Source organism: Rhodopila sp. (genome assembly GCF_965276935.1).
In the GTDB taxonomy this organism is placed as follows: domain Bacteria; phylum Pseudomonadota; class Alphaproteobacteria; order Acetobacterales; family Acetobacteraceae; genus Rhodopila.
The window spans coordinates 1,035,580-1,059,040 of the sequence record NZ_CBDIBS010000004.1 but is presented as its reverse complement, the minus strand read 5'-3'; the positions used below and the strand labels follow the sequence as shown (position 1 = coordinate 1,059,040).

The 23,461-nt window shown below is 61.4% G+C and carries 22 protein-coding genes and 1 pseudogene; 12 read left to right on the top strand and 11 right to left on the bottom strand.

The window, feature by feature from the left end; translation table 11 throughout:
- Positions 1-48: 48 nt before the first annotated feature.
- Positions 49-744: a TetR/AcrR family transcriptional regulator gene (locus ACQY4S_RS21120; RefSeq protein WP_428487169.1), complete on the bottom strand. Its 696-nt coding sequence runs from the start codon at positions 742-744 to the stop codon at positions 49-51.
- A gap of 125 nt (positions 745-869) precedes the next feature.
- On the opposite strand from ACQY4S_RS21120, the gene ACQY4S_RS21115 reads away from it, so the two are divergent.
- From ACQY4S_RS21115 to ACQY4S_RS21100, 4 genes are all read left to right on the top strand, one after another.
- A complete protein-coding gene (locus ACQY4S_RS21115; RefSeq protein WP_428487168.1) occupies positions 870-1,760 on the top strand; it encodes an SDR family NAD(P)-dependent oxidoreductase in 891 nt (296 codons plus the stop codon).
- 54 nt (positions 1,761-1,814) lie between these two features.
- Positions 1,815-3,083, top strand: coding sequence for an LLM class flavin-dependent oxidoreductase (locus tag ACQY4S_RS21110; RefSeq protein ID WP_428487167.1), 1,269 nt, complete (start codon positions 1,815-1,817; stop codon positions 3,081-3,083).
- A gap of 153 nt (positions 3,084-3,236) precedes the next feature.
- Positions 3,237-4,721 carry an MFS transporter gene (locus ACQY4S_RS21105; protein ID WP_428487166.1) on the top strand — a complete coding sequence of 495 codons (1,485 nt, stop codon included), beginning with the start codon at positions 3,237-3,239 and terminating at the stop codon, positions 4,719-4,721.
- A gap of 186 nt (positions 4,722-4,907) precedes the next feature.
- Positions 4,908-5,612, top strand: a complete 705-nt coding sequence (locus ACQY4S_RS21100) for a ribonuclease activity regulator RraA (RefSeq protein WP_428487165.1) — start codon at positions 4,908-4,910, stop codon at positions 5,610-5,612.
- Between the two features lie 109 nt (positions 5,613-5,721).
- Here ACQY4S_RS21100 and ACQY4S_RS21095 read toward each other — a convergent pair whose 3' ends face one another.
- A complete protein-coding gene (locus tag ACQY4S_RS21095; RefSeq protein WP_428487164.1) occupies positions 5,722-7,491 on the bottom strand; it encodes an aminopeptidase P family protein in 1,770 nt (589 codons plus the stop codon).
- A 194-nt stretch (positions 7,492-7,685) separates the two neighbouring features.
- On the opposite strand from ACQY4S_RS21095, the gene ACQY4S_RS21090 reads away from it, so the two are divergent.
- From ACQY4S_RS21090 to ACQY4S_RS21075, 4 genes are all read left to right on the top strand, one after another.
- Positions 7,686-8,003, top strand: coding sequence for a DUF1127 domain-containing protein (locus tag ACQY4S_RS21090; protein WP_428487163.1), 318 nt, complete (start codon positions 7,686-7,688; stop codon positions 8,001-8,003).
- 832 nt (positions 8,004-8,835) lie between these two features.
- A complete protein-coding gene (locus tag ACQY4S_RS21085) occupies positions 8,836-9,036 on the top strand; it encodes a hypothetical protein (protein ID WP_428487162.1) in 201 nt (66 codons plus the stop codon).
- A gap of 59 nt (positions 9,037-9,095) precedes the next feature.
- The gene (locus tag ACQY4S_RS21080) at positions 9,096-9,866 is read left to right on the top strand and encodes a DUF1194 domain-containing protein (protein ID WP_428487161.1); all 771 of its coding nucleotides are present in this window, start codon (positions 9,096-9,098) and stop codon (positions 9,864-9,866) included.
- A 64-nt stretch (positions 9,867-9,930) separates the two neighbouring features.
- Positions 9,931-11,118 (top strand): AI-2E family transporter, encoded by a 1,188-nt coding sequence (locus ACQY4S_RS21075; protein WP_428487160.1) that lies wholly within the window; start codon positions 9,931-9,933, stop codon positions 11,116-11,118.
- An 8-nt stretch (positions 11,119-11,126) separates the two neighbouring features.
- Here ACQY4S_RS21075 and ACQY4S_RS21070 read toward each other — a convergent pair whose 3' ends face one another.
- Complete coding sequence (locus ACQY4S_RS21070) at positions 11,127-11,372, bottom strand: acyl carrier protein (RefSeq protein ID WP_428487159.1); 246 nt, start codon at positions 11,370-11,372, stop codon at positions 11,127-11,129.
- A 4-nt stretch (positions 11,373-11,376) separates the two neighbouring features.
- Positions 11,377-13,263, bottom strand: a complete 1,887-nt coding sequence (locus tag ACQY4S_RS21065) for an HAD-IIIC family phosphatase (protein ID WP_428487158.1) — start codon at positions 13,261-13,263, stop codon at positions 11,377-11,379.
- Positions 13,264-13,393: 130 nt separating this feature from the next.
- On the opposite strand from ACQY4S_RS21065, the gene ACQY4S_RS21060 reads away from it, so the two are divergent.
- Positions 13,394-13,540, top strand: coding sequence for a hypothetical protein (locus ACQY4S_RS21060; protein ID WP_428487157.1), 147 nt, complete (start codon positions 13,394-13,396; stop codon positions 13,538-13,540).
- Positions 13,541-13,551: 11 nt separating this feature from the next.
- Here the strand turns inward: ACQY4S_RS21060 and ACQY4S_RS21055 are convergent, their stop codons facing one another.
- Both ACQY4S_RS21055 and ACQY4S_RS21050 read right to left on the bottom strand, forming a co-directional pair.
- Entirely contained in the window at positions 13,552-14,010 is a 459-nt protein-coding gene (locus ACQY4S_RS21055; RefSeq protein WP_428488521.1) for a hypothetical protein, read from the bottom strand.
- 222 nt (positions 14,011-14,232) lie between these two features.
- A pseudogene (locus ACQY4S_RS21050) lies at positions 14,233-14,580 on the bottom strand (Hint domain-containing protein); the annotation flags it as partial.
- Between the two features lie 470 nt (positions 14,581-15,050).
- Here ACQY4S_RS21050 and ACQY4S_RS21045 point away from each other — a divergent pair.
- Positions 15,051-15,791, top strand: a complete 741-nt coding sequence (locus ACQY4S_RS21045; protein ID WP_428487156.1) for a PEP-CTERM sorting domain-containing protein — start codon at positions 15,051-15,053, stop codon at positions 15,789-15,791.
- A 103-nt stretch (positions 15,792-15,894) separates the two neighbouring features.
- Here ACQY4S_RS21045 and ACQY4S_RS21040 read toward each other — a convergent pair whose 3' ends face one another.
- Both ACQY4S_RS21040 and ACQY4S_RS21035 read right to left on the bottom strand, forming a co-directional pair.
- Positions 15,895-17,442 (bottom strand): class I SAM-dependent methyltransferase, encoded by a 1,548-nt coding sequence (locus tag ACQY4S_RS21040; protein ID WP_428487155.1) that lies wholly within the window; start codon positions 17,440-17,442, stop codon positions 15,895-15,897.
- 10 nt (positions 17,443-17,452) lie between these two features.
- Positions 17,453-18,346: a YihY/virulence factor BrkB family protein gene (locus tag ACQY4S_RS21035; protein ID WP_428487154.1), complete on the bottom strand. Its 894-nt coding sequence runs from the start codon at positions 18,344-18,346 to the stop codon at positions 17,453-17,455.
- A 294-nt stretch (positions 18,347-18,640) separates the two neighbouring features.
- Between ACQY4S_RS21035 and ACQY4S_RS21030 the strand changes: the two genes are divergently transcribed.
- Positions 18,641-19,771, top strand: coding sequence for a type III PLP-dependent enzyme (locus ACQY4S_RS21030; protein ID WP_428487153.1), 1,131 nt, complete (start codon positions 18,641-18,643; stop codon positions 19,769-19,771).
- 230 nt (positions 19,772-20,001) lie between these two features.
- Here the strand turns inward: ACQY4S_RS21030 and nadC are convergent, their stop codons facing one another.
- From nadC to ACQY4S_RS21015, 3 genes are all read right to left on the bottom strand, one after another.
- The gene (gene nadC, locus ACQY4S_RS21025; protein ID WP_428487152.1) at positions 20,002-20,856 is read right to left on the bottom strand and encodes a carboxylating nicotinate-nucleotide diphosphorylase; all 855 of its coding nucleotides are present in this window, start codon (positions 20,854-20,856) and stop codon (positions 20,002-20,004) included.
- A gap of 11 nt (positions 20,857-20,867) precedes the next feature.
- Positions 20,868-21,851: a quinolinate synthase NadA gene (gene nadA / locus ACQY4S_RS21020; RefSeq protein ID WP_428487151.1), complete on the bottom strand. Its 984-nt coding sequence runs from the start codon at positions 21,849-21,851 to the stop codon at positions 20,868-20,870.
- 188 nt (positions 21,852-22,039) lie between these two features.
- Entirely contained in the window at positions 22,040-22,924 is an 885-nt protein-coding gene (locus ACQY4S_RS21015; RefSeq protein WP_428487150.1) for an ATP-binding protein, read from the bottom strand.
- A gap of 109 nt (positions 22,925-23,033) precedes the next feature.
- Between ACQY4S_RS21015 and yajC the strand changes: the two genes are divergently transcribed.
- Positions 23,034-23,423: a preprotein translocase subunit YajC gene (gene yajC / locus ACQY4S_RS21010; RefSeq protein ID WP_428487149.1), complete on the top strand. Its 390-nt coding sequence runs from the start codon at positions 23,034-23,036 to the stop codon at positions 23,421-23,423.
- Positions 23,424-23,461: the final 38 nt, after the last annotated feature.

Below are 23,461 nucleotides of genomic sequence, written 5' to 3'. Positions count from 1 at the left end.
GATTCTGCGTCTGGTTTGCGTCGGTTTTGGCAGTTGGAGTCGCATCGTTCATGTCGCAACTTCCTCATTGTTCGCGATAATAACGGATAATGTGAAACGACGAGATCCGACCGCGTGCAGGATCATGTCGCGCATATCCCGCAGCAGTTCATCATCCGCGCGGCCGTGCCGCAGGCCGTAATCACTGGCCTGTCGGATTATTCCAACAATGGCACTTCCGGCGAAACCGACATCGAGGTCTCGCCGCACCTCACCAGTCGCTTGACCAACAGCAAGAATGCCGCCCCAAAACTCGGCCCAGTGATCCGCCATGAGATCGACCGACTCGCGTCCGGCGGCGAGCACACGCGGATCGTGCAGAATGGTCGAGATAACGTTCGGGTTGACCTTGGCGTAGCGGTGGATCGCACCGAGAGCCGCGACCAGCATCTCCTCAAATCCCTCGACGCCATCGAGCGTCGTGTGAACGGCACGACCAAGTTCGGCGGACGATTCCTCGGTAAAGGCCAGAAAGCAGGCGAGCTTGTCCGGAAAATGCACGTAGAAGGTGCCGTGGCCGAGCCCGGCGTGTTGCGCGATGTCCTGCGGCCGGGTCGCATGATAGCCGCGAGTAACGAACAGCAGGCGTGCCGCGGCAAGTAACTGCGCACGGGTGCGGGCAGCGCGGCCGACAAAACCCGCATCGTCCAGCACGGCGCCGGGTTCTTTTGTTGATGCGGCTTTTCGGGTTGCGGCCTTCGGCATTGCGCAGCGTATCCCCTTGACAATCGATGAGGCCGATCGTCGTATATCGGTGACAATTTGTCAATTCGTGCTTTGCGCGCCATTGCGGTTGGTTTCGGAAGCACGGCGAGGGAAGGAATGCTCGCATGGGTCAACAAGACGAGCCCGCTCAGGCCACACACGCGTCAGTGGGTAACAGGCTGCACGGCAAGATCGCGCTGGTAACCGGTGCGAGTTCCGGCATCGGCCGCGCGACCGTGGAACTGTTCGTCGCCGAGGGTGCCTCGGTGGTCGCCGCGGACATCAACGACAGTGACGGCACGGCGCTGGCGCGGCAGTATCAGGGTCGCGTACGGTTCGTGCATTGCGACGTGACGGAAGAGGCCGATATCATCGGCGCGATCGAGGCGGCCACCACGCAATTCGGCGGCCTCGACATCCTGTTCAACAATGCAGGCGCCGGCGGCATGCCGGGCACGATCGAGCAGATTACCGCCGCTGGCTGGGACCGCACGATGGCGCTGCTGCTGCGCTCGGTGGCACTCGGCATCCATCACGGGGCAAAAGCAATGCAGGCGCGCGGCGGCGGCGCGATCGTCAATACAGCGTCGGTCGCCGGGCTGACCGTCGGCGCCGGCCCGACCGCATATTCAGTCGCCAAGGCGGCGGTGATCCACCTGACGCGGGTGACCGCGGCCGAATTGTCGCGCTATCGAATCCGGGTGAACGCGATCTGCCCCGGCCTGATCGTGACCAACATCTTTGGAGCATCACAGGACGTCGACGACGCGGCCCGGGTACGGATCGCCGAGGCGATGCGGCAGACGGCGCCGCATGCGCAGCCGCTGCGCCAGGTCGGCGAGGCCCGGCACATTGCCGAGGCTTGTCTTTATCTCGCGTCCGACGCTTCGGCCTTCGTCACCGGCACGCATCTCGTGGTCGATGGCGGCATGACGCTCGGCCCCCGCAGCGCCTGGGATCCGGACGCACCTTCGCCAACGCGTCAGGCAGTGCAGTCGGCTCTCATGCCGCGCTGACGAATGACATCATCAGCCGGCAACAAGTGTGATCAGATCCGATAGGAGCACCGCGTGAAATTTGGCGTTTTCTACGAGCATCAGCTACCACGTCCCTGGGCCGACGGCGACGAGCTGCGGCTCTTCCAGCAGGCGCTCGATCAGGTGGAGCTGGCGGACCGGCTCGGCATCGACCATGCATGGGAGGTCGAGCATCATTTCCTCGAGGAGTACTCGCATTCCTCGGCGCCGGAAGTGTTTCTTGCCGCCTGCTCGCAACGCACGAAACGAATCCGGCTCGGCCACGGCATCTGCCTGATGCCGCCGAACTACAATCATCCGGCGCGGGTGGCGGAACGGATCGCGACGCTCGACCTGGTGTCGAACGGCCGCGTCGAATGGGGCACCGGCGAGAGCGCGGCATTGCTTGAACTGGGCGGCTACAACGTGCCGGTCGGCGAGAAACGCTCGCAGTGGCGGGAGGCCGTCGAGCAATGCGCGAACATGATGGCGATGTCGCCTTATCCGGGATTCGAGGGCCAGTATTTCTCGATGCCTTGCCGCAACGTCGTGCCAAAGCCGGCGCAGCGGCCGCATCCGCCGCTGTGGGTCGCCTGCTCCAACCGCGAGACGATCAAGCTCGCCGCTCGGTTCGGCGTCGGCGCTCTCACCTTTGCCTTCGTCGATCCGGCTGAAGCGAAGCAGTGGGTCGACGATTACTACCGGATTCTTCGCGAGGAGTGCGTGCCGATCGGGCATGCGGTGAACGCGAACGTCGCGATGGTGACCGGCTTTTCCGTGCATCGAGACGCGGAAGAGGCCAAGCGGCGCGGCATGGATGGCTTTCGCTTCTTCAGCTATGCACTGGCGCATCACTATCGCACCGGGCTGCACGTCCCGGGACGCACCGACATCTGGGCGCAGTTCGAGAAAGCGCGGGACACGATGCCGGAGGAAGGCGCACGGCGCGGCATCGGGACGCCGGAGCAGATGCGCGCGCATCTGCGTGGCTTTCAGGAGGCGGGTGTGGACCAGGTGGTGTTCCTGCAGCAAGGCGGCCGCAATCGGCACGAGCATATCTGCGAGGCGATGGAGCTGTTCGCGGCCGAAGTGATGCCGGAGTTCCGGGAAAAGGAAGCTGCACGTCAGGCGGCGAAGGACGCCAAGCTGGCGCCGTGCATCGAGGCGGCGATGCGACGGAAGCAGTGGATGCAGCCGCTCGGGGAAACGGCGATTCCGACTGTGGTGGCGCTCGGCCGCGCCATTACCGATCAGGGTCGAGCGCGCGCGAACAATCTTGGCGCGCTGGCGGAATCCGATCTAGGTCGCACAGCGGCCGAGTAAGGGTGCCTGTTAAGGGCCTGGTCGCTCGATGCATTGGCGTTAGCGTTGTGTTATGTCGGCAGGAAGCGAAAGATGCCGCAAGGCGGACGGATTATCCGGTCGCGGCTCGCGATCATCTTCGGTGATCGGCTCAGCGGGACGTAGAGGGATCAGGTGAAATCAACAAACCCCAAGTTGGCCGCATCCCCGCTCGCTCCCGTGCCGTCTGCCGGCCCCCATTTGGCGGTCAGCACCAAGCTCTTCTACGGCTTCGGAAGCGTTGCTTTCGGCGTGAAGGACAGCGGCTTTTCCTATATGCTGCTGATTTTCTACAATCAGGTCCTTGGCCTGCCTGCCCCAGTCGTCGGACTGGCGATCATGATCGCCCTGATCTTCGATGCTTTCCTCGACCCGATCGTGGGACAGATCTCGGATCACTGGCGCTCGCGCTGGGGGCGCCGCCATCCATTCATGTACGCGGCGGCCCTGCCGGTGGCGCTTTCCTATCTGGCGTTATGGAATCCGCCGCATTGGTCCAGCGAACATCTGTTCTTCTACCTGCTTGGCATGGCGATCATCATTCGCACCTTCATTACCTTCTACGAGGTGCCTAGTTCCGCCCTCGCCGCGGAACTCACCCAGGGCTACGACGAGCGCACGATCATTTTGAGCTATCGCTATTTCTTCGGCTGGATTGGCGGCCTGGTCATCTACATCGTCGCCCTGAGATTCCTTCTGACGCCGGACGAACGCCACCCGGTGGGCCAGCTCAATCCCGCGGGCTATGCCCATTATGGAGTTCTGGCATCGGCCATCATGTTCTTTGCCATCATCGTGTCGGCCCTCGGGACCCACCGCCACATTCCTCATTTCCGTGTGCCGCTGAAGCGGAACTGGGGGTTTATGAGCATGGCCACGGAAATGGTCGCCACCTGGTCGCACCGATCCTTCCTCAGCCTTACACTCGCTGGTCTCGCCACTTCGATGGCCACGGGCCTGGCCGCGGCGATGAACATCTATTTCAACACCTTCTTCTGGGAGTTTTCGGCGCGCCAGATTTCGACCTTTGCCATCGGCATCTTCGGCTCCGCCTTCGTTGCCCTTTTCGCCGCGCCTCGCCTGTCGCGGCGGTTTGGCAAGCGGAGCTCGGCCATGGTGATGATCATGCTCTCGGTGAGCATCGGGATTACGCCCCTGCTCCTGCGCCTGGTGGGCCTGATGCCGCCGAATCACTCAAATGCGCTGATGATCATCATATTTTTTCAGACGCTCGTCTCGACGGCGCTCGGCATCGTCGCCAGTACGCTGGTCTCGGCAATGATCGCCGACGTGGTCGAGGATAGCGAATTGAGGACCGGTCGGCGGTCCGAAGGGCTTTTCTTCTCTGCCTCCAGCCTTATCGCCAAGGCCGTGTCCGGCATCGGCATCTTTGCCGCCAGCATGATCCTGGGACTGATTCACTTCCCGGCTGGCGCGAGACCCGGCCGGGTTCCGTCCGAGGTGATCCGTCATCTTGCTCTGGTCTATGTGCCGATCATTGTTGGGCTCTATGTCGTCGCCCTCATTCTGATGACCGGCTACAAGATCACCCGCGAGACGCACAGAGTGACGCTCGAGCGGCTCGCGGCGAAAGCGGACGAACTGGCCCACGGGGCGTAGCGGACGGTTGGGATGCCGATTCTGGAGGCGGCATAACGCCAACATTGTTGCGGCGTTGCTGTAGACGCGGGCCATGGGCCGCCATTGTGATGAGCTGACTTGCCCAGGTCCGGGACGTCCTCGCCCGGGCGTTTCTCGTCACGGCGCAGCGTGATATAATTTGGTGGTTTGAAGGACGGAACCGCGATGATCATCGAACCAGCGATGCGAGACACGTTATTCGGCGTTTCCACGGCCACGATTACGACTGTGCTGCTGAAAAAGGGCCTGCGGAACGTATGGATGCGCGGCACAAAGCCAGTCCGGCCTGGCCAGCCCCGCCTGCTCGGCCGGGCTTTTACCCTGCGCTTCATCCCGGCGCGAGAGGATCTGGCGACGCCTGAGTCCTGGTCGTCGCCGATTTCGACCCGCGCCGCGATTGAAGCGATGCCGGAAGGCTGCATCACGGTTGTCGATGCAATGGGCGTGACCGATGCAGGGATCTTCGGCGACATCCTGTGCGCGCGCATGGCGAAGAAGGGCGTTGCTGGACTGGTGACCGATGGGGTGGTCCGAGACCTGGCAGGCGTGCTTGGCACTGGGTTGCCGGTCTGGTGCCAGGGTGCCGCCGCCCCTGCCTCGGTTGCCGGGTTGACCTTCGTGAACTGGCAGGAACCAATTGGCTGTGGCGGCGTCGCGGTGTTTCCGGATGACGTCATCATGGTGGATGACGATGGCGCCGTCGTCATTCCACAAAAGCTGCTCGCCGAAGTCGCGGCGGCCGCGGCCGACCAGGAACGGATGGAGGAGTGGATCATGACGCAGGTGAACGCCGGTGCGTCGCTACCTGGATTATATCCACCGAATGCCGACAACATCGCGCGCTACAAGGAATGGACAAAGGCGCGTTAACCGGAGCCCCCTCCGGTTTGGCGTCACGCTACCAGGAACGGAGCGTAGTCGTATATCGATGTTCCGGATTAACGCATGGTCGTCCCGGCCATGACGGGTTCAAAACGAATCAGCCGATCGGTGCGCATGCGGCTGTCAGCCAGCCGCGTTCCATGGCGGAAAGTCGCGGCCCCACCACGTCAACGACGCGGGCATGATAGGCATTGAGCCAGTCCAGCTCCTCCGTGTTCATCAATACCGGGTCCAACAGCCGCCGGTCGAACGGGGCAAGGGTAAGCGTCTCGAAGCCGAGGAACGGCTTGTTTGCGGCGGCAAGATCGACCGGACGCACCAAAAGAAGATTTTCTAGCCGGATGCCGTAGTGGTCGGGCAGGTAAAATCCTGGCTCGTTCGACAGTATCATGCCGGCGGCGATTGACACGGGCCGAGCGAGGCGGGAGATACTGACCGGCCCTTCATGGACGGACAGGTAGCTGCCGACACCATGGCCGGTGCCGTGGTCGTAATCCAGCCCAACTTGCCATAGTGCGCGTCTGGCCATGGCGTCGAGGTGGGCGCCTCCCACGCCCTGCGGGAAAACCGCCGTCGCGATCGCGATGTGACCGCGCATCACGCGAGTGACACGCGCACGCAGTTCCGCGGGTGGATCCGCTTGTCCGGTCCAGACGGTGCGGGTGATGTCGGTCGTGCCGTCCGGATACTGGGCGCCGGAATCGATCAGATAGACTTCGTTGGGCTTGATCGCCCGGTTAGAGGCTTCCGTGACGCGATAATGGATGATCGCGCCATGCTCGCCGGCGCCGGAGATCGCCGGGAAACTCTCGCCGCGGAAGCCATCGACCTGGGCGCGAAAGGACAGCAGGGCGGCGGCGGCGGACATCTCGGTTTCCTGGCCGGTGGGCGTGGCGGTGGACAACCAGTGCAGAAAGCGGCAAACCGCGACCGCATCCCGGGCATGGGCATCGCGGGCTCCTTGCTGCTCGATTTCGTTCTTGCAGGCTTTCGGCAGCAGGCACGGATCGGTGGCGGCGACGACCGTGGCGCCCGCGGCGCGCAGGCGTTGCATGAACCAGACGGGGGAACCGGCCGCGTCCACCCGCACGGTCTTGCCCGCCAGCCGATCCAGCGCCGGCGCCAGGGCGGCACGATCCGCCACCGAGACGGCATTGCTCAACCAGGCACGGGTTTCAGGCGGCAGCTTCGCCGGATTGATGAACAATTCGGTCGCGCCATCGGCATGCAAAAGCGCGAAACCGAGCGCAAACGGCGTGAACGGCACATCGCCACCGCGAATGTTCAACAGCCAAGCAATCGACGCTGGATCGGTCAAGACGGCGGCGTCCTGTTTGGTCGCGCTCAGCGCCCCCGCCATGTCGTTTCTCTTGTCCTCGGCGGAGCGGCCTGCGTAGTTCAGAGGGTGGGGGATTACCGTGGCAGCAGGCGCCGCGGGGCGATCGGACCAAACGGCATCGACTGGATTTGTCTCGACCGGCACCATGGTCAGGCCGACCTCGGTATAGCGGGCCAGACCTTCCTCGCTGAGCAGCAGCGGATCATAGCCGATACGGCCGCCCGCTGGCGCCTGTTCAGCCAGCCAAGCTGGCGGTGGTTGCTCGATGATGTGCAGGCGCTGCCATAGATCAGCGTCAGTTTGTTCCATCAGTTGCAGGACATAACGCCCGTCGGTGAACACGGCGGCCGAACCAGGCAGCACCGCGGCGAGGCCGGCGCTGCCGGTGAAGCCGGTAAGCCAAGCCAGACGTTCCGCTGACGCAGGGACGTATTCGCCCAGATGCTCGTCACTACGGGGAACGATAAATCCGTTCAGATTCCGGCGGATGAGTTCCTGCCGCAGGGCTGTGAGGCGAGAAATGATCATTTCAGGGCCTTTATTGTCATCTTGTGATCACGATTCGCGGTTATCTTCTTTGTATGCACAAAACGCATAACAGTTTGACGGATTCCGCTCTTAACTCAGCCGTAATGCGTCCCATGTTGCAGTGCATCATGACCTGGGGGACGTGTCGTCACCCTGACTTCGCGCTGGTCCCAGGTTCAGTTTGGACATTTCACATGAACGCGCAGACCGCCAACTCCCAGTTCAAGTTCGAACTCCCTAACCTGAGCTATGTTGACGCCAGTTGGGAAGAGCCGAACCTTCGAGCCGCCGTAAACAGGGAGTACCCGACCCGGAAGATGGGTTTGGCAGGCTGGCTAACTGGTTGGATAGCCGCGTTTCGTGCTTGGCAGCGGGACCAACAGGCGGTGTCGGAACTTGGTATGATGTCAGATCATGAGTTGATGGATATCGGCATCAGTCGCTCCGACCTTAACCGCGTCTTCATGCCGGCGTTCAATGAAGATCTGCGGCAACGTGGTAATCATGCCTGATTAACCCGTCCACAATTCTGACCAGGACCGGTGACCCCCAGATGAAGCGCGCTTCCAGTGGGCGCCGGTGCAAGATTGACGCATAACGGACGGGTCGGGCGTAGGTCTGCAATTGCAGCACCCGATCCGTTTTCGGGTGAAATGGGCTCAGGAGGTGGTCGAAAAAGGTTAATGGCTTGGTTTGGAAAGGTCGGCGCAGGGGCTGGCATGGCTGATTATTTATGATGCCGCGCATTCGACCCATGTGCTGGCAGGCGAAAGCCTGATGGAACTGCGAGGATCTTGACCTTATTTGCCATGGATAATTCTTACCTAATCGGTAACGAGGTCAGGCTGTCTTTCGAAACATCACACGCAGGCTTGGGATTTAGCTTTCTGCTGCTGCTTAGGTCAGGCCGGCCAGTGAAATCCAGTCTTGAACGAGGCTAGCAGCTTCGACAGGTCAGGCCAATCCGCCAACAACCAGTAGCAGGCTATCAGCAGAATTACCCAAAGCAGCGGCACTGCATAGGCTCTGGTGCCAGATGTTTCCTTGCGCGGCGGCATCATTGAATCCTCCAGCCATCGAAAGGCGATTTGATGATCAGTACCGATGCTACAATGCGACCTTGATCGCCAAATAAGGCATAATTAAACCGTCGTCCTGAAACGATAATGAGAAGCAAGATGGCTGTTCCACGCTGTTTGCATAGGTTGGTGTGTGCAGACTCAGTCATAGTTGTTAAAGCCGTTATGGATTGCATCAGGGGATCACATCTGTGAACGGGAACGTTGCCAGCCGGCCAATTGTTGCCGGCATCACTGCCCCTTCCGAATCAAAAATTGCCTGCCGATGGAAAGCGACACTGCAACGACCGTCGCGATCCTGCTCTCGGTCAGCGTCGGTCATCTGTTGAATGACATGAATCAGCCTTTCGTTCCGACCATTTATCCGATTCTGAAGCAATCCTGTAGGCTGCTCACCATGCATCGCGATGGCATACAGCTTGCCGCTGCTGTCGGTCGGCTGCCAGGTGCCAAGGAGTGGCCTTGAGGAAGGCGAGGGCTCCGCTCCTCGACCCCAGCAAGGGCGAATGCCCTTGGAACCCGCTTATGGAGGGATTGGGGAGGAGGGGCAACGCGATCGTTTCAACCGTCGAGCCGCCCCCTCTTCCCCACTCCCTCCAGTTAGATGGTTTTAAGGAGTGTTGCCCGTTCGCGGGTCCAGGCAGGATCCCAGCCTTTCTCAAGCCTTTCCCGGCAGCAGAGAGCAGTCAGATGGAGCACGTTGATCTGGCGATGGTGCTGGCGGTCGATGGTTCGGCCAGCGTGACTTATGACGAATTTGGCCTGATTGCTGGCGGAATGGCGGCGGCCCTGCGCGACCCGGCGGTGGTGGCCGGGCTGAGCGGCAGCAGCATCCTGTCGCTGCTTTTGTGGTCCGGCGCTGGTCAGCAGGATGTCATCACCGGCTGGACGCGGATTGCCTCGGCCGATGATTTGCGCACCTTCGCCGACGGCGTGGACAACATGCCGCGCACCGTGATGGCTGGCGCGACCGCGATCGGCGAGGCTCTGCTGACAGCGCTTAGCTTGCTGACGCAGGTGCCGGCGGTGCCTACACATAGCATCGTGAATGTGATCGGCGACGGGCGATCCAACGCCGGCATCGCGCCGGGACCGATCCGCGACCGGATGGCAAGCGCCGGTATCACCATCAACGGCCTTTGTATCCTACATGAGGAGCCTGACCTGCTGAAATCCTATACCGAAGAGGTGATCGGTGGACCGGGCGCGTTCGCTATAATCTGCCGGGTCTATGCAGATTTCGCCGACGCAATGCGCCAGAAGCTGACCCGTGAAATTAAGGCGCCAACGGTCTGACGGCTATCGCGTCGGAACACTGGCTGGAAGTACGTTGATCATGGTCAAGGAACCAAAGCCGTCAATGGACGACCGTCTGGTGGCGGCGGAGTCTCGGAGCGACTTCGTGTCGAGCACCGAGACCGAGGGCGATGTGGTTCGTGGCCAGACCGTCGGATCGGTGACGCATAAGCAGGTCTTCAAGACGGCGCAGGATGCGGATGAAGACATGCCGCTGCCTACCAACCCACACACGATCTTTCTGGGCGGCCTGTTTACGCTTGCCATGATGGCGGTGCTGTATGTCACCGCAGACATTCTGCTGCCGGTCATTCTGGCAATTGTTTTGAAACTGCTGCTGCAACCGCTGGTGCGCCTGCTGGAGCGGTTCTATATCCCGCGCGGCTTGAGCGCCGCACTTTCGGTGCTGCTGGTTCTAACCATTTTTGGCGGCGGAATCAGTGCGCTTGCCGGCCCGGCGGTGGCCTGGGCCACCAAGCTGCCAGATGCCATACCGCAGTTGCGGGACCAGTTGGTATTCCTGAAGCACCCGATCGAGATGGTGCAAAGCATGTCCCGCCAGCTGGAAACCTTGGCCGGCGGCGGCGTGGCATCGGAAGGCGCCTCGCCCAGGCCGGCGAACCTGATGCGGGCACTGTTCAGCGGCACCGCGACCGTCACGTCCGGCCTGTTCACCACGCTGCTGGTGCTGTTCTACATGCTGATCTCGGGCGAGACCTTTCTGCGGCGGCTGGTCGAGATCCTGCCGCGCTTCCGCGACAAGCGCGCTGCCGTCGAACTATCGCAGCATATCGAGCGCGATGTCTCCGCCTACCTGCTGACGGTCACCTTCATCAACGCCCTGGTCGGCCTCGCTACCGGCGGCACGATGTGGCTGTGCGGTGTTGACAGCCCGGCGCTTTGGGGCGCGGTCGCCTTCGCGCTGAACTTCGTGCCAATCCTGGGACCGATGGTCGGGATCGTCATATTCCTGATGGCCAGCATCCTCTCGTTCGGCGTGACCTGGTGGGCGGTGGTGCCGGTCGGCTTGTACTTAGGCATCCATATTATTGAAGGTGAATTCGCCACGCCCATGCTGCTGGCACGGCGGTTCACCATCAATCCTGTTGCCGTGATCCTGGCGCTGGTTTTCTGGTACTGGATGTGGGGGGTCATCGGCGCCATCCTGGCGGTGCCTTTGCTGGCCATCACCAAGATCGTCTGCGACGACCTTCGCCCGCTGCGCGCGATCGGACATCTGCTGGAAGCATGAGGCCGTGGTCAGGCCGTCTTTGTCGCCACCATACCCGCCAGATCGCCGACGCAGCGTAAACTGTCCAGCTCGCGAGTATTGAACTTGATGCCCCACTTCTCCTCGCTGGCCATGATGATCTCGATCTGCTTGAAGCTGTCCCAGCCCTGCACCTGCTTGGCGGTGAGGTCGGCAGACAGCACGATGTCGTCGCGCATGAAGACATCATGGAAGATCTCGGTCAACGCGGGGTAGATTTCGGCTTCCGTCGCCATCAGTTCAGCTTTCGGTTACATGGATGAAGGTATCAGCAGGGGTAAAGGTCGCCAGATCCAGAACATTGCGGTTGCCGCCGGCCGGGTCGGTTGCCATGACGGTAAATCCAAGCCGGACGTAGTGGTCCTTGACCATGGCGTTCTTTTTGGTGGGGAGGTATTCCCCAACGACACGCTTGGCACCCAGATTCGCGGCTTGCTGGACGATCAGATTCAAGGTGGTCGGCTCCACCTGGCGGCCCAGTACACGGCAGCTCATGAGCCAGGTATCGATGTACAGGTCCCTGTTGGCCTGCAGGCGGCCGATAATGATGGCGATGATGCCGTTGTCGCCAAACCGGTCCGTCAGGCGGAGTTGCAGCCCGACTGCGTCAGGGTCGGCCATGACCGCGATCACGTCTTCTTCGGTGTAGCGGCGGGTGGTCAGGTTGAACTGGTTGGACTTGTTGATAAGCTGAACGATGCGCTGCAGGCCGATCTTGTCAAAACGCTTCCAGATAAGCTGCATCTCCAGACTGCGAAGATAGGATGGCAGGTCGGTGACGGCAGCCTTCATCGCATCGCGGGCCTTGTTGCCCTGGTATTGAGAGGTACGTTCGCGATCCTCATCGGTGACCGACAGGCCTTCGAAGTAGCCGGCATCGGCCAGGGCGACCGGGTAGCCGGTCGGGTCGTCTGACACCTCTGGCACCGCCACCATCGGCAGTTCCTGGCGCACCAGGTTCCGCTCGAACGGGTTGTCGTCGATGAACACCAGCGAATCCAGGCCGATGTTCAGTTCCTGCGCGATGGCGCGGATATTGTCGGCCTTGTTTGACCAGTTGGCGACGAAGCTGGCGATGTCGCCGCGCTTCAGCACCATGTCCGGGTGCTTGTCGAATGGCTCCATCGCGTTGGCTTCGTCGTTCTTCGAGCAGACCGCCAGGATGATGCCGCGTCGGCCGAGTTCGCGGGCGTAGTCCTGGAAGGCGGTATAGGCTTCGCCGAGTGGACTGCCCTGGCCGAGGACGATGCCTTCCATCCCGTCATCGCCAATCACGCCGCCCCAGACCGTGTTGTCCAGATCAAGTACTAGGCCTTTGAAGGAGCGGCCCTGCTTCGCCGCCAGCAAGCGGCCAACCAGGTCGCCATATAGCGGGCCGGCAGTGGGGGAGACTTCCTGCTTCGAGCGATGCCACAGCGCGGGGTCGTGCCATCTGCCGATGCCATCACGGGCGGCGCGGTCGTCCACCGCCAGGACATCAACGCCGTCTTCCTCGGCCATGAGGCGGATAGCCTGGTTGAGACGGGCAACGACGTTCACGCGGGATCCTGGCAGCCGGTGTTCGTTGTTGCCGAGTACATTCAGATGCACCGGCAGCACCGCCTGCTGGATGATCGGGCAGCGAAACGCGTCGCGTGCCAGGCGCAAGTTTTCATGGATACGGTCCTCGATTTCCGCCAGCGCGGCATCGGCGCCTTCCTGATCCAGGCTGGCGGTGACGCCTGCGGTCAGATGATAGGCGTCGAGCGCGATCAGAATGGTGTTGGGCTTGAATTCATGCAGCGGTGATTCAGGGTCGGACAGTTCCTGCAGGTATTGACCGTAGTCGTTCTCATAGGTGTCGATCCAGATACCGCGGCGCATGCCGGCGACACGGATCGCAGGGAGGAGATGGGCGAGCGTGGACGAGCCCAGAACCGCCAGGCGAACCTTCCTGGTGGCAAGCGTCGCCGGGCCCTCCGGCAGGACGCGGCGAATGGTTTCGTCCAGTGCATTGGTCAGGACAAAGTTCAGCCGCGCATTGGCCAAGCCGACTGCGTTATCCCAAGCACCGGCTGGATCGGCCGGAAGAGCCTTCAGACGTGGGCGCCAGTCGGCGATGATGGGAAGCCAATGAAGATCGGTCACGGATCCTCCGTTATGCGCCGCGAAAGCTTTTTGCTGCGGCGCGGCATCCGACTATCACCGACGCGGCGCCGCGTTCAACGGAAAACACCCGGACTGCGACGATCCTGGCGGTTTTGCAGGTAACCGTTTGTTGCTGATACCGGCGGCCCGAGAGGCTGACTGGTATGCGCGCGGGATTGGTGGGGCGGCCGAGCACACGCGGGAGGGGGTCGCGCGCGAAGTCAATCAGATACCGGCGGGCGTTGACCGGCTGTCGGTCAACATCGAGGGCCGCTGATATGAGAAGGGTCAGGCCACCAAGCGAAGCTTCGCATCATAAATGGGATATTCATCGACCGGCGTGCAGCGAACCGTCAGGATGGCTGAGCTGATGGCCTTGTTCCAGGGGATCAATGCATTCCCGTCGGTCCACCGCCACATCGACCCTGGATCATTCTCCACAGTGTTCCAGCCTGCCTGAAGCGCGGGATGGTCGGCCGCGAAGATCGTTTCACTATCGTGTGATCGAATCGACAGCCAATTAACACGGACGCCGAGCCGCCGCGTATCGCGTTGATCGGAGATCATCTTATCGGATGGTATGCAGAACCGGGACACCAGAGAGACGGATCTCACGCCAGCCGGAACAAGAAATACGTAACGGTCCTCGCTGTCAGGAATTGGTTGTATCGCGCGACCGTCGGCCGCGACGTGAAGATTTGCGTCGCTCGTCGTCCGCACCGTCGAAACCGGAAAGCCGAGTTCCACGGATCGTTCGGCCAAGCGGCTCCAGATCAGGCCGACTTCATTTGGTATTTTCGCCAGCGGCACGCATGCATCGGTTGCCCATCGCGACGGTGCGGCGTTTATCCTGCGTGCCGGGTGCAGGTGCCTGGGCTCGCCGGCGTTGTCGAACAAGAACCGGTTGCCTGTGTCCAGGTAGCTTTCCGATGGCGTGTTCTCCGCCAGCAGGATGCCATGCCGGTCCAGTTCAAGGTGGTGATAGATAAACGGCGGGTGGTCCCGCTCACTGATGATGGATCCCCCGTTCACCAGCAACTTCGCGGGAACACATCGACCATCAAGAATCAGGCAATGCTCCGGAGAAAGCAGCAGATCACGCGCTGGCTGATTGACCGCGATAGCGCCCTGGCGGATCCGCACCGGCGCGGCATCCTCGACATGCGCATGGCGCGAGAGATCGACTGCGGAATGGCCGATCCACAATACCGGTTCGAGGACTTGCTGCCCGTCACGCAGGACAACCACCGGTTCACCAAGTTCAATCGCCTCGATTGCAACATCACCACGAGCTGTGCGGATATTCACGCCGGTCATGTAGCATGTTGCCGGATTACCATGGCTCATGACTTACCTCATATGTTACGGGCGCATAAATAGATCAGCATGGCCGGGTTGCGCAACTTTCCGCGGCGGCTGAGCAAAAATTCCACTTTATATTGGCTAGTGTCAACGGAAATGAGTTCCGTGTCCCGCTAAATCACAGGTTATCGAGCCATATGTTGCTTAGGCGGATCGCAACATGTTGGTATCGTTTCGCATCACCTGACTCGCGCCGCGGAGCCGCATGACGGCCGTTCAATCGAGTTTGATACCTTCGCGACCGGCCCCCCCACCCGAACGGATGAAGCCATCAACCAGGCGCACGCATACGTCGGTATTCTTTACATTTCACCCCACCACGGATGCACGAACCAATTCCAAACACTGAAAACGCTGTAATTTATTGAGTGGCATGTTGATTGCGTATCAATCCGGATTAAGAACTTGTGGTAAAAGGCCGCCCTATGAAGATCCGTGTCCTAGCACTCAGCACTCTGGCAACGTTTGCGTCGAATGCGGCCAGTGCCACAGTCTTTTTCGATACACTCAACGTTCCGTCCGCCAACACGGCTGGGTTTTACGACGGTCCGGCTTCTGATTCGGCACTTTTCATGGCGCAGTCCTTCCATGCACCGTCTTCAAGTTTCTCAGAAGTAACACTGTCCTTGTCGGCCGACACGCCGGCTGACGGCGGGTCTTCCGCGATCTATCTTGTTCCCGATACAGGTTCGTCAGGAACTAATGCTGTGGCCGGATCTCCGGTAATTGCCGTCGCCGGAAGCCCACCGCAATTCAGTGGTGTAAAGATCGGCAATATCAGTGACTCGAAGCTTTCAGCGAGTGCGTCTGGCGCGCCTACCGCGCTGCGAGTTACACTTCCCGCCGGAAGCGCCGCAACAGTGGCGTCCGAGACGCGGAACACCGAATACTGGCTTGCTCTGGTGCCGAATTCAGGTTCATCCGTTGATTGGTGGTATACCGGGGCCCTGCAAGGAAGTGGAATCAGCGGTCAGAGCTACTTCAACGATCTCAGTCCGCAGCCCGTGGACGGAGGCACCACACAGCTCGGCGCCACGGCTACGGATACCGCCTATCAATTGGTCGTGGATACGCCTGAGCCTGCTTCATGGGCGTTGTTGGGCAGCGGACTTCTAGGTCTTGGCTATGTTCGGCGCGGCGCCTTGAAACGAGTCAAGGCAGCCTGACGCGGAACCACGTTATCAGTCACCGGAGGCGCCGCCGGGCGCGGCGGGAAGGTGGATGACAACCGGCTTTGGTGCTGTTCACATCCGTCGGAAAGATGTACAGCTAAATGATGCCCAACCGGACCATTATCGGTATCCGATGCTCCAGCAGCGCTGTCACCGACGCTTGCACAAACGCCCGCCCCTGAGACAAACCCTCCGCGGGTCTTCCATCGCGCCACACCAAACGCCCGGTTTGATCAAAGACCGCGAGCAACCGTTCGGTCAGCCCATCCGTATCCATCGGGCGTCCGCTGGCCTTCTCTCGAACCATCAAGGTTTCCAGCAGGTCCGATCGCACCGCTGACCCGATGACCGGCGAGACAAGCTGACCAACCTCGCCGCCGGACGCGCCCACCTCGCCAATCGCAGCATTAAGTCGATCGGTGCCAGCACGGGCCGCCATCTGAACAACCTTGGGCATGGCCGGATGCACATATCCATTTACGATCATTAACGCGCAAGCCTGTAGCAAATCGGCCAGCGGACAATCGGTAAACGTGGCGTGGCTACGTATTGCTCCAATGGTGCATGAACCTGCCTTGAACATTTCAACCAAGGGTCCGTACAACTCCGCGAGGCCGGTCACTGTACCTGTCGGCGTTGTCAGCCTGATCGGTTCGTCTACCGCCTGGCCGAGCCATTCCAGCCCAAGCGTGTCGACCAATATGGCATGTTCAGCAGCTGCCAAAGGTAGAGTGCCGCGGCGAAAGATGTCGCGCCGAAACTCCTTGGCAGCCGCGAAGTCCCGCAAGGTTTCCCGTAAAACCACGTCCGGAGCACCTTTGATCAGGTCCGTCATGGTTTGCGGCACCGATACCACGTCGATGTTTTCCGTCAATGTCGCGCTGCCGATGTAGACACACTTCACACACGCCATCGACTTCGCCATGTCGGCGAACATGAGCGGGTGCCAGTCCTGATTGAGGAACTCGTGCGCGATGTAGCGCGGATCCTGCTTGCGGATTTCCGCCAGGCGCTGCTCCAATTCGGGATTGGCGGTAAAGAACTGGGCATCCGCCTGCTTCATGCGGTCGAGGTAATCCAGCACGCCCGATGCAGCCTGATCGGTCCGGAGCTGTCCCGACAGCATCAGCAACCGCATCAGTGTCCGCAGCGGCGGCATTGCCCCCCAGCCGGTCGCGACGTTATAGCTCAGGTAGACCAGCCCTCCGGGCCGCAGCCGTTGACCGATCGTCGCCACCAGATGACGTTGATTCTCAGGTGACACCCAACTCAGAACGCCATGCGAAACCATGAAATCAAAATCAGGCAACGCGTCGACGGGTAGCGCCGCCAAGTCGGCGAACGAGATTTCCCGAAACCGCACATTGGTCAAGCCGGCGCGAGCGGCGAGTTCGCGTGCGCTCTCGATATGGGCGGGATTGAAGTCAAAGCCCCATACCTCCGCCTGCGGACAACTGGCCGCCACCACGATTGCTGTCAGGCCGTGTCCGCAGCCGAGGTCCGCATAACGGAACGGCCGGGTTAGATCGGGCGGCCGATGCCCCGTCAGCAGCGCCGTCATGGCCAGCCAAGCCGGTGTCGTCTCGCGAAAGAAGTTGCTGGTGTAGGTTACATCGGTCACGTAGCCATCGTCCCAAGCGGCCATTGATCGCACCTTACCCGTCTGCCTGGGGTTCTGGCGTTACCAGCCGAACGGTCTGAATGCCAGTTGCCTGGTTTGCGTGGGCTTCCTCCAGGCGAGCATTCAACTCGGCGCCCAGCAGCACGGCGTAGGCGGAGACGTAAAACCACAGCATCACCCCGACCACGGCGCCCAGGGAGCCATAGGTCGCGCCGAAACTGCCAATCCGCGCGATGTACAATGACAGCAGTTCAGAGGCGACCAGCCAAAGCACGGTGGCAAGTCCCGCACCCGGCTTGATGCGGGGATGCGGCGGCGCCGGTCGGGAGGGCCCAAACCGGTATAGCAGGGCGATCGCCACAAAAAAGAAGGCGATTAGCATCGCCATCCCAGCGACGTGGATCAAGAACGCACTGTGCTGCGACAGGCCGAGGGCATCGATCGCCGGCGGCAGCAGCAGCAGCACGGCGATTGCCAGAGTGGCACACAGCACCGCGACCATCGTCATTGACAGACCAATGATCTGAAACCGGAGAAAAGGCCTTTGCTCGGTGACGTCATAGGCGACATTGACCGCGGACAGCACCGATTTGCTGCCGCTCGAGGTGCTCCAGAACGTCAGCAGAAAGCTGATCAGCAACCTCATGCTCAGGGTGTTGCCGGGCTGACTGATGAGCTGATGGACCCGGTCAGCAATCAACGCATAGGCAGGCGCCGGCAACAGGCCGGACACGACCGACAGTTGCTGTTCTGCCGTCGTCGGATCCAGCAGCAGGCCGTAGACCGATATCATCATGCTGATGGCCGGGAACAAGGCCAGCGTCGCGTAGAAGGCGCAGCCGGCCGCCGCAAGAGATGCTCGGTCGGTGGTGCTCTCCCGCAGCGTTCGCCTTATGAGCCGTCGCCACTCCGGCCGATGCTGGATCATGTCCGCGCGCGATGCTTCTGCTCCGACGTCCAAATCACTGACCTCCGGCTGGAGAGGTCATTTAGCGTGCCGGTTGGCAAATTTGACCCCTGCCGGCGATTTCCCTATTGCGCGTTGGCGACGGCGGTCCTATCTGCGCAGTCACGCAGCAACGCACGTGCCTCTGGCCCTCTGTGGTTACGCAACGACGTCAAGCGTTCTGGCAATCGTTTGGTCGCTGGTTCGTTCGACCGTTTCGTTAACTACGCTCATCGCCTTGACAGGTGAGCGTTCAATTGAGGGAGGCCGGACGCGATGACTCCGAAAATCGCCCGATTCCTTGCGCACCACCAGCCGGCAACGCCGTGTCTGGTGCTCGACATCGACCGTGTGGAACAAAACTTCCGCGCGCTTCAGTATGCGTTGCCACTCGCGCGGATCTATTATGCCGTGAAAGCCAACCCGGCACCCCAGGTGCTGGAGCGGCTTGTCGGCCTGTCGAGCTACTTTGATGCCGCAAGCATTGAAGAAGTTACCGCGTGCCTTGACGCTGGTGCTGCCCCGGCGGTGATCAGCTTTGGCAACACCATCAAGAAAGCGTCCTCGATCCGCAAGGCCCACCAGCGCGGCGTCGCCATGTTCGCCTTCGACTCGCGGGAAGAGCTGGAGAAACTGGCGCGTTACGCTCCCGGCGCGCGAGTCTATTGTCGCATCCTGGTGGAAAACGAAGGCGCGGACTGGCCGCTTTCCCGAAAATTTGGTACGACCATCGACAATGCTCGCGACTTGATGGTTCAGGCCGGTGACCTTGGACTGGATCCATACGGCCTGTCGTTCCATGTCGGCAGCCAGCAGACAACGACGCACGCCTATCAGGTTGCGATCGGCAAGGTCGCGACACTGTTCACCGACCTGACCGAGGCCGGCATCGACCTTCGCATGATGAACCTAGGTGGCGGTTTTCCAACACGCTATCGTGACGACGTGCCGGAGATCGACCAGTTCAGCCACGCGATCATGACAGCGATGACCGACCATTTCGGCAACGCACTGCCCGAGATGGTGGTCGAGCCTGGCCGCTTCATTGTCGGTGACGCCGGTCTGGTTTCGGCCGAAGTCGTCTTGGTTAGCCAGCGCGACCGGAACGATCCGGTGCGCTGGGTGTATCTGGACATCGGCCGGTTTGGCGGTCTCGCCGAGACCGAAGGCGAGTCGATCAAGTATAGGATCACCACGCCGCATGACGGTTCATCCATGGGTCCTGTTGCGATCGCGGGACCGACCTGCGACGGCGCTGACATTCTGTATGAGAAGTCGAATTACCGGCTGCCGCTGTCGTTGACCTCCGGTGATCGGGTGGAACTGCTGTCCACCGGCGCTTATGTGACGACCTACGCCAGCACGAAGTTCAATGGTTTTGCGCCGCTGGCGGAGTATTACGTTTAGGCCATGATCGTTTGAGGTTGCATCTTCGTGGATGCCCGATCACGGTCTGATCGCCGTGCACGGCATAGCCGGGATCATCCGATCGGCATCCGTAGACGGCTTGTCGCCAGCCTTCACCAACCATGAGACATACGGGTCGATAGCTGTCAGGTGCCATCAATCAGACCCGTCCTGCCTGGCGTGCCTCGGCATTCGGCTGCGACATCGCGGCGAGCAGAAACGGTCGATTGCTATTTCTGGACGAAATCCAGCCCGACATCCAGCACCGTCGCACTGTGTGTCAGCCAACCCACCGACAGGAGGTCGACACCACTTGCCGCGATGGCGGGCGCGGTGTCCGGTCGGATGCGGCCGGAGGCTTCGGTGATTGCCCGTCCATCCACCATGGCGACTGCCTGGCGCAGCATGTCCGGGTCCATGTTGTCCAGCAATACAGCGTCAACCTGCAAGCTCAGCGCCTCCTCCAACTGAGCCAGGGTGTCGACCTCCAGTTCGATCTTGACCAGATGGCCAACGCCGGCACGGGCCCGTTCGACGGCCGCGCGCACACCACCGGCGATGGCGACATGGTTGTCCTTGATCAGCACGGCGTCGTCCAGGCCGAAGCGATGGTTCGATCCGCCGCCGACCCGCACGGCATATTTCTGCGCGAACCGCAGCCCCGGCATGGTCTTGCGGGTGCAACACACCTGCGCCTTGGTACCCTCGATGGCATCGGCGATGCCGCGTGTGGCGGAGGCAATCCCGCTGAGGTGACAGAGGAAGTTCAGCGCCGTCCGTTCCGCCGTCAGGATGCCGCGCGCCGGACCGCTGATCGTGGCGATCAGGTCGCCGGGACGCAGGCGGCTGCCGTCGGGCAGCGCGATGGCGACCTCGATCGCCGGATCGATCAGCCGGAACGCCGCCGCGGTGAAATCCAGGCCAGCGACCACGCCGAGCTGCCGCGCGACGAGGGCGGTGCGCACCTGGGTTCCGGCCGGGACAATTGAATCCGTCGTCAGATCGCCGGCTCGGCCGAGATCCTCGAGCAGCGCCGCGCGGACGACCGGTTCGATCATCACCTGGGGCAGGGCAGAAATTTTCATCGCCCTGTCCCTTATCGCACCGCCAGCATACGCTCGACCGACTGGCGAGCGCGTTCGGCTAGCGCCGGATCGATGGTCACTTCCTCGGTCATCGTCTCCAGCGCACGGCGAATCTTTGGCAGCGTGATCCGCTTCATGTGTGGGCATAAATTGCACGGTCGGACGAATGACACGTCCGGATGGTTGACCGATACGTTGTCCGCCATCGAGCACTCGGTCAGCAGCACCACCCGCGCCGGCTTTTCGCGGCCGACGTAGCCGGACATGTCGGCGGTCGAGCCGGTATAGTCGGCTTCCGCGACCACCTCCGGCGAGCATTCCGGGTGTGCCAGGATCACCACGCCGGGATGATCGGTGCGCAGGGCGCGTACCTCGGCGGCGGTGAAGCGCTCATGCACCTCACAATGCCCGGCCCAGGCGATGATCTTCACCCGCGTCTTCGCCGCGACATTCTGTGCGAGGTACTCGTCCGGCAACATGATCACGCGGTCGGTGCCGAGCGACTCAACGATCTTCTGGGCGTTGCCGGAGGTGCAGCAGATATCGGATTCCGCCTTTACCGCCGCCGAGGAATTCACATAGGTCACCACTGGTACGCCCGGATGACGTTCCCGCATCAGCCGTACATCCGCCGCCGTAATCGAGGACGCCAGCGAGCATCCGGCTCTGCTGTCTGGAATCAAGACGATCTTGCCTGGGTTCAGCAGCTTCGCGGTCTCGGCCATGAAATGCACCCCAGCCAGGACGATGACATCGGCATCGACGGTCATCGCCTCCCGCGCCAGGGCCAGGCTATCGCCGACGATGTCGGCAACGCAGTGGAAAATTTCCGGCGTCATGTAGTTGTGCGCCAGGATCACCGCGTTGCGCCGGCGCTTGAGCTCCAGGATGGCGTCGATGTCTTCGGCAAAGACCGGCCACTCGATTGGCGGGATTAGCGACTTGACGCGGTCATAGAGCGGCGCCGAGCGTTCCAGCAGATCCGTTGTTAGCATTGGGTGTCCTCCGCGGTAATGCTCATCTTGAGCATTACGAGAGTTATGCTAGCAGTGAGTATAAGGATGTCAAGCGTGGCTTGCGGACGCCGACCTGCCAGGCGACGGGCATTAAACGAAAACGCATGATCCGACGAAGCAGGGCCAAGGCAGATCAGGAAAGCGCGGTAATGGTCAATGCCGGGCCATCACATCGGTCCTACGCTCAACCGCCCCGCCATCTCCTGGATGAACTGCCATGCCACTCGCCCAGATCGGGCACCGCGGGTGACCGACCATTCCACCGCCTCGGCGTGCAGAGCCTCGACGCTGATCGGCAGCTCAAGATCGGCCGCGTATCCATCGACCATTGCCAGGAAGGTCGGCTGGTCGCAGTTGTGGAACCCCAGCCACAGGCCAAACCGGTCCGATAAGGAGACTTTCTCCTCGATCGACTCGTTCGGGTTGATCGCGGTGGAGCGTTCATTCTCGATCATGTCCCGCGGCATCAGGTGCCGGCGGTTGGATGTGGCATAGAACAGCACATTGTCCGGCCTTCCCTCGATCCCGCCATCCAGCACCGACTTCAGTGCCTTGTAGTCGGCGTCCTCTTTCTCGAATGACAGGTCATCACACAGGATCAGGCAGCGGCGGCTCTCCGGACGCAGCAGGTTCAGCAGGTCGGGCAGGGTGCGGATATCCTCGCGGTGGATTTCGATCAGCACGAGGCTGCCCGGCATATCGTGATTTGCCGCCGCGTGTGTCGCCTTCACCAGCGATGATTTACCCATCCCTCGCGCGCCCCACAGCATCGCGTTGTTAGCGGGCAGACCGCGGGCGAAGCGCAGCGTGTTTTCCACCAGGATGCCCTTCTGCCGATCGACGCCCTTCAGCAGTGCTATCTCGACCCGCGAGATCTTTAGTACCGGCGTCAGATGCCCAGGGGAATGATAACCGGCGAAACCAGGGCCTGGCGCCGGATGCCAGACAAATGCATCGGCTGCCGCCAGGTCCAGCGGCGCGGGCGGTGGCGGCGCCAGACGCTCCAGCGCGTCCGCGATGCGGTTTAGCACGTTGATCAAATGTTGCTCCATGCGGACGCATCCGCGACAGCTTGACGAAAGAGGCGCGGAAACTATGGTCCGGGCCGCCTTAAGGCAAACGTCTTGACGCAATCGTCTCACCACGAGGACCAGCGTATCCATGAACCCGTTCGCCCTGATTACCCCCGCCTACGCGCAAGATGTATCGGGGCTGCTGGGCAGCGCCACGCAGTTCGCGCCGCTGGTCCTGATCTTCGTCGTTTTCTACTTCCTGCTGATCCGTCCTCAGCAGCAGAAGCAGAAGGAAATGCGTGCCATGCTTGCCGCGCTGAAGCGCGGCGACAAGGTTGTCACCGGCGGCGGCATCCTGGGCACCGTGCAGCGCGTGCCGATGGTGCAGAGCAAGGACGGCAAGCAGGTCGAGTCGAACGAGATCGAGGTCGAGATCGCGCCCAACCTGCGCGTCACCGTGCTGCGTGAGACGATCACCTCGGTGCTAAAGCCCATTGCGGCGAACGACACCAAGCCGGTGAAGGAAAAAGTCTCTTGAGGGGTTGACTGGCGCCCCGACTCGTTTGCAGCAGCGCG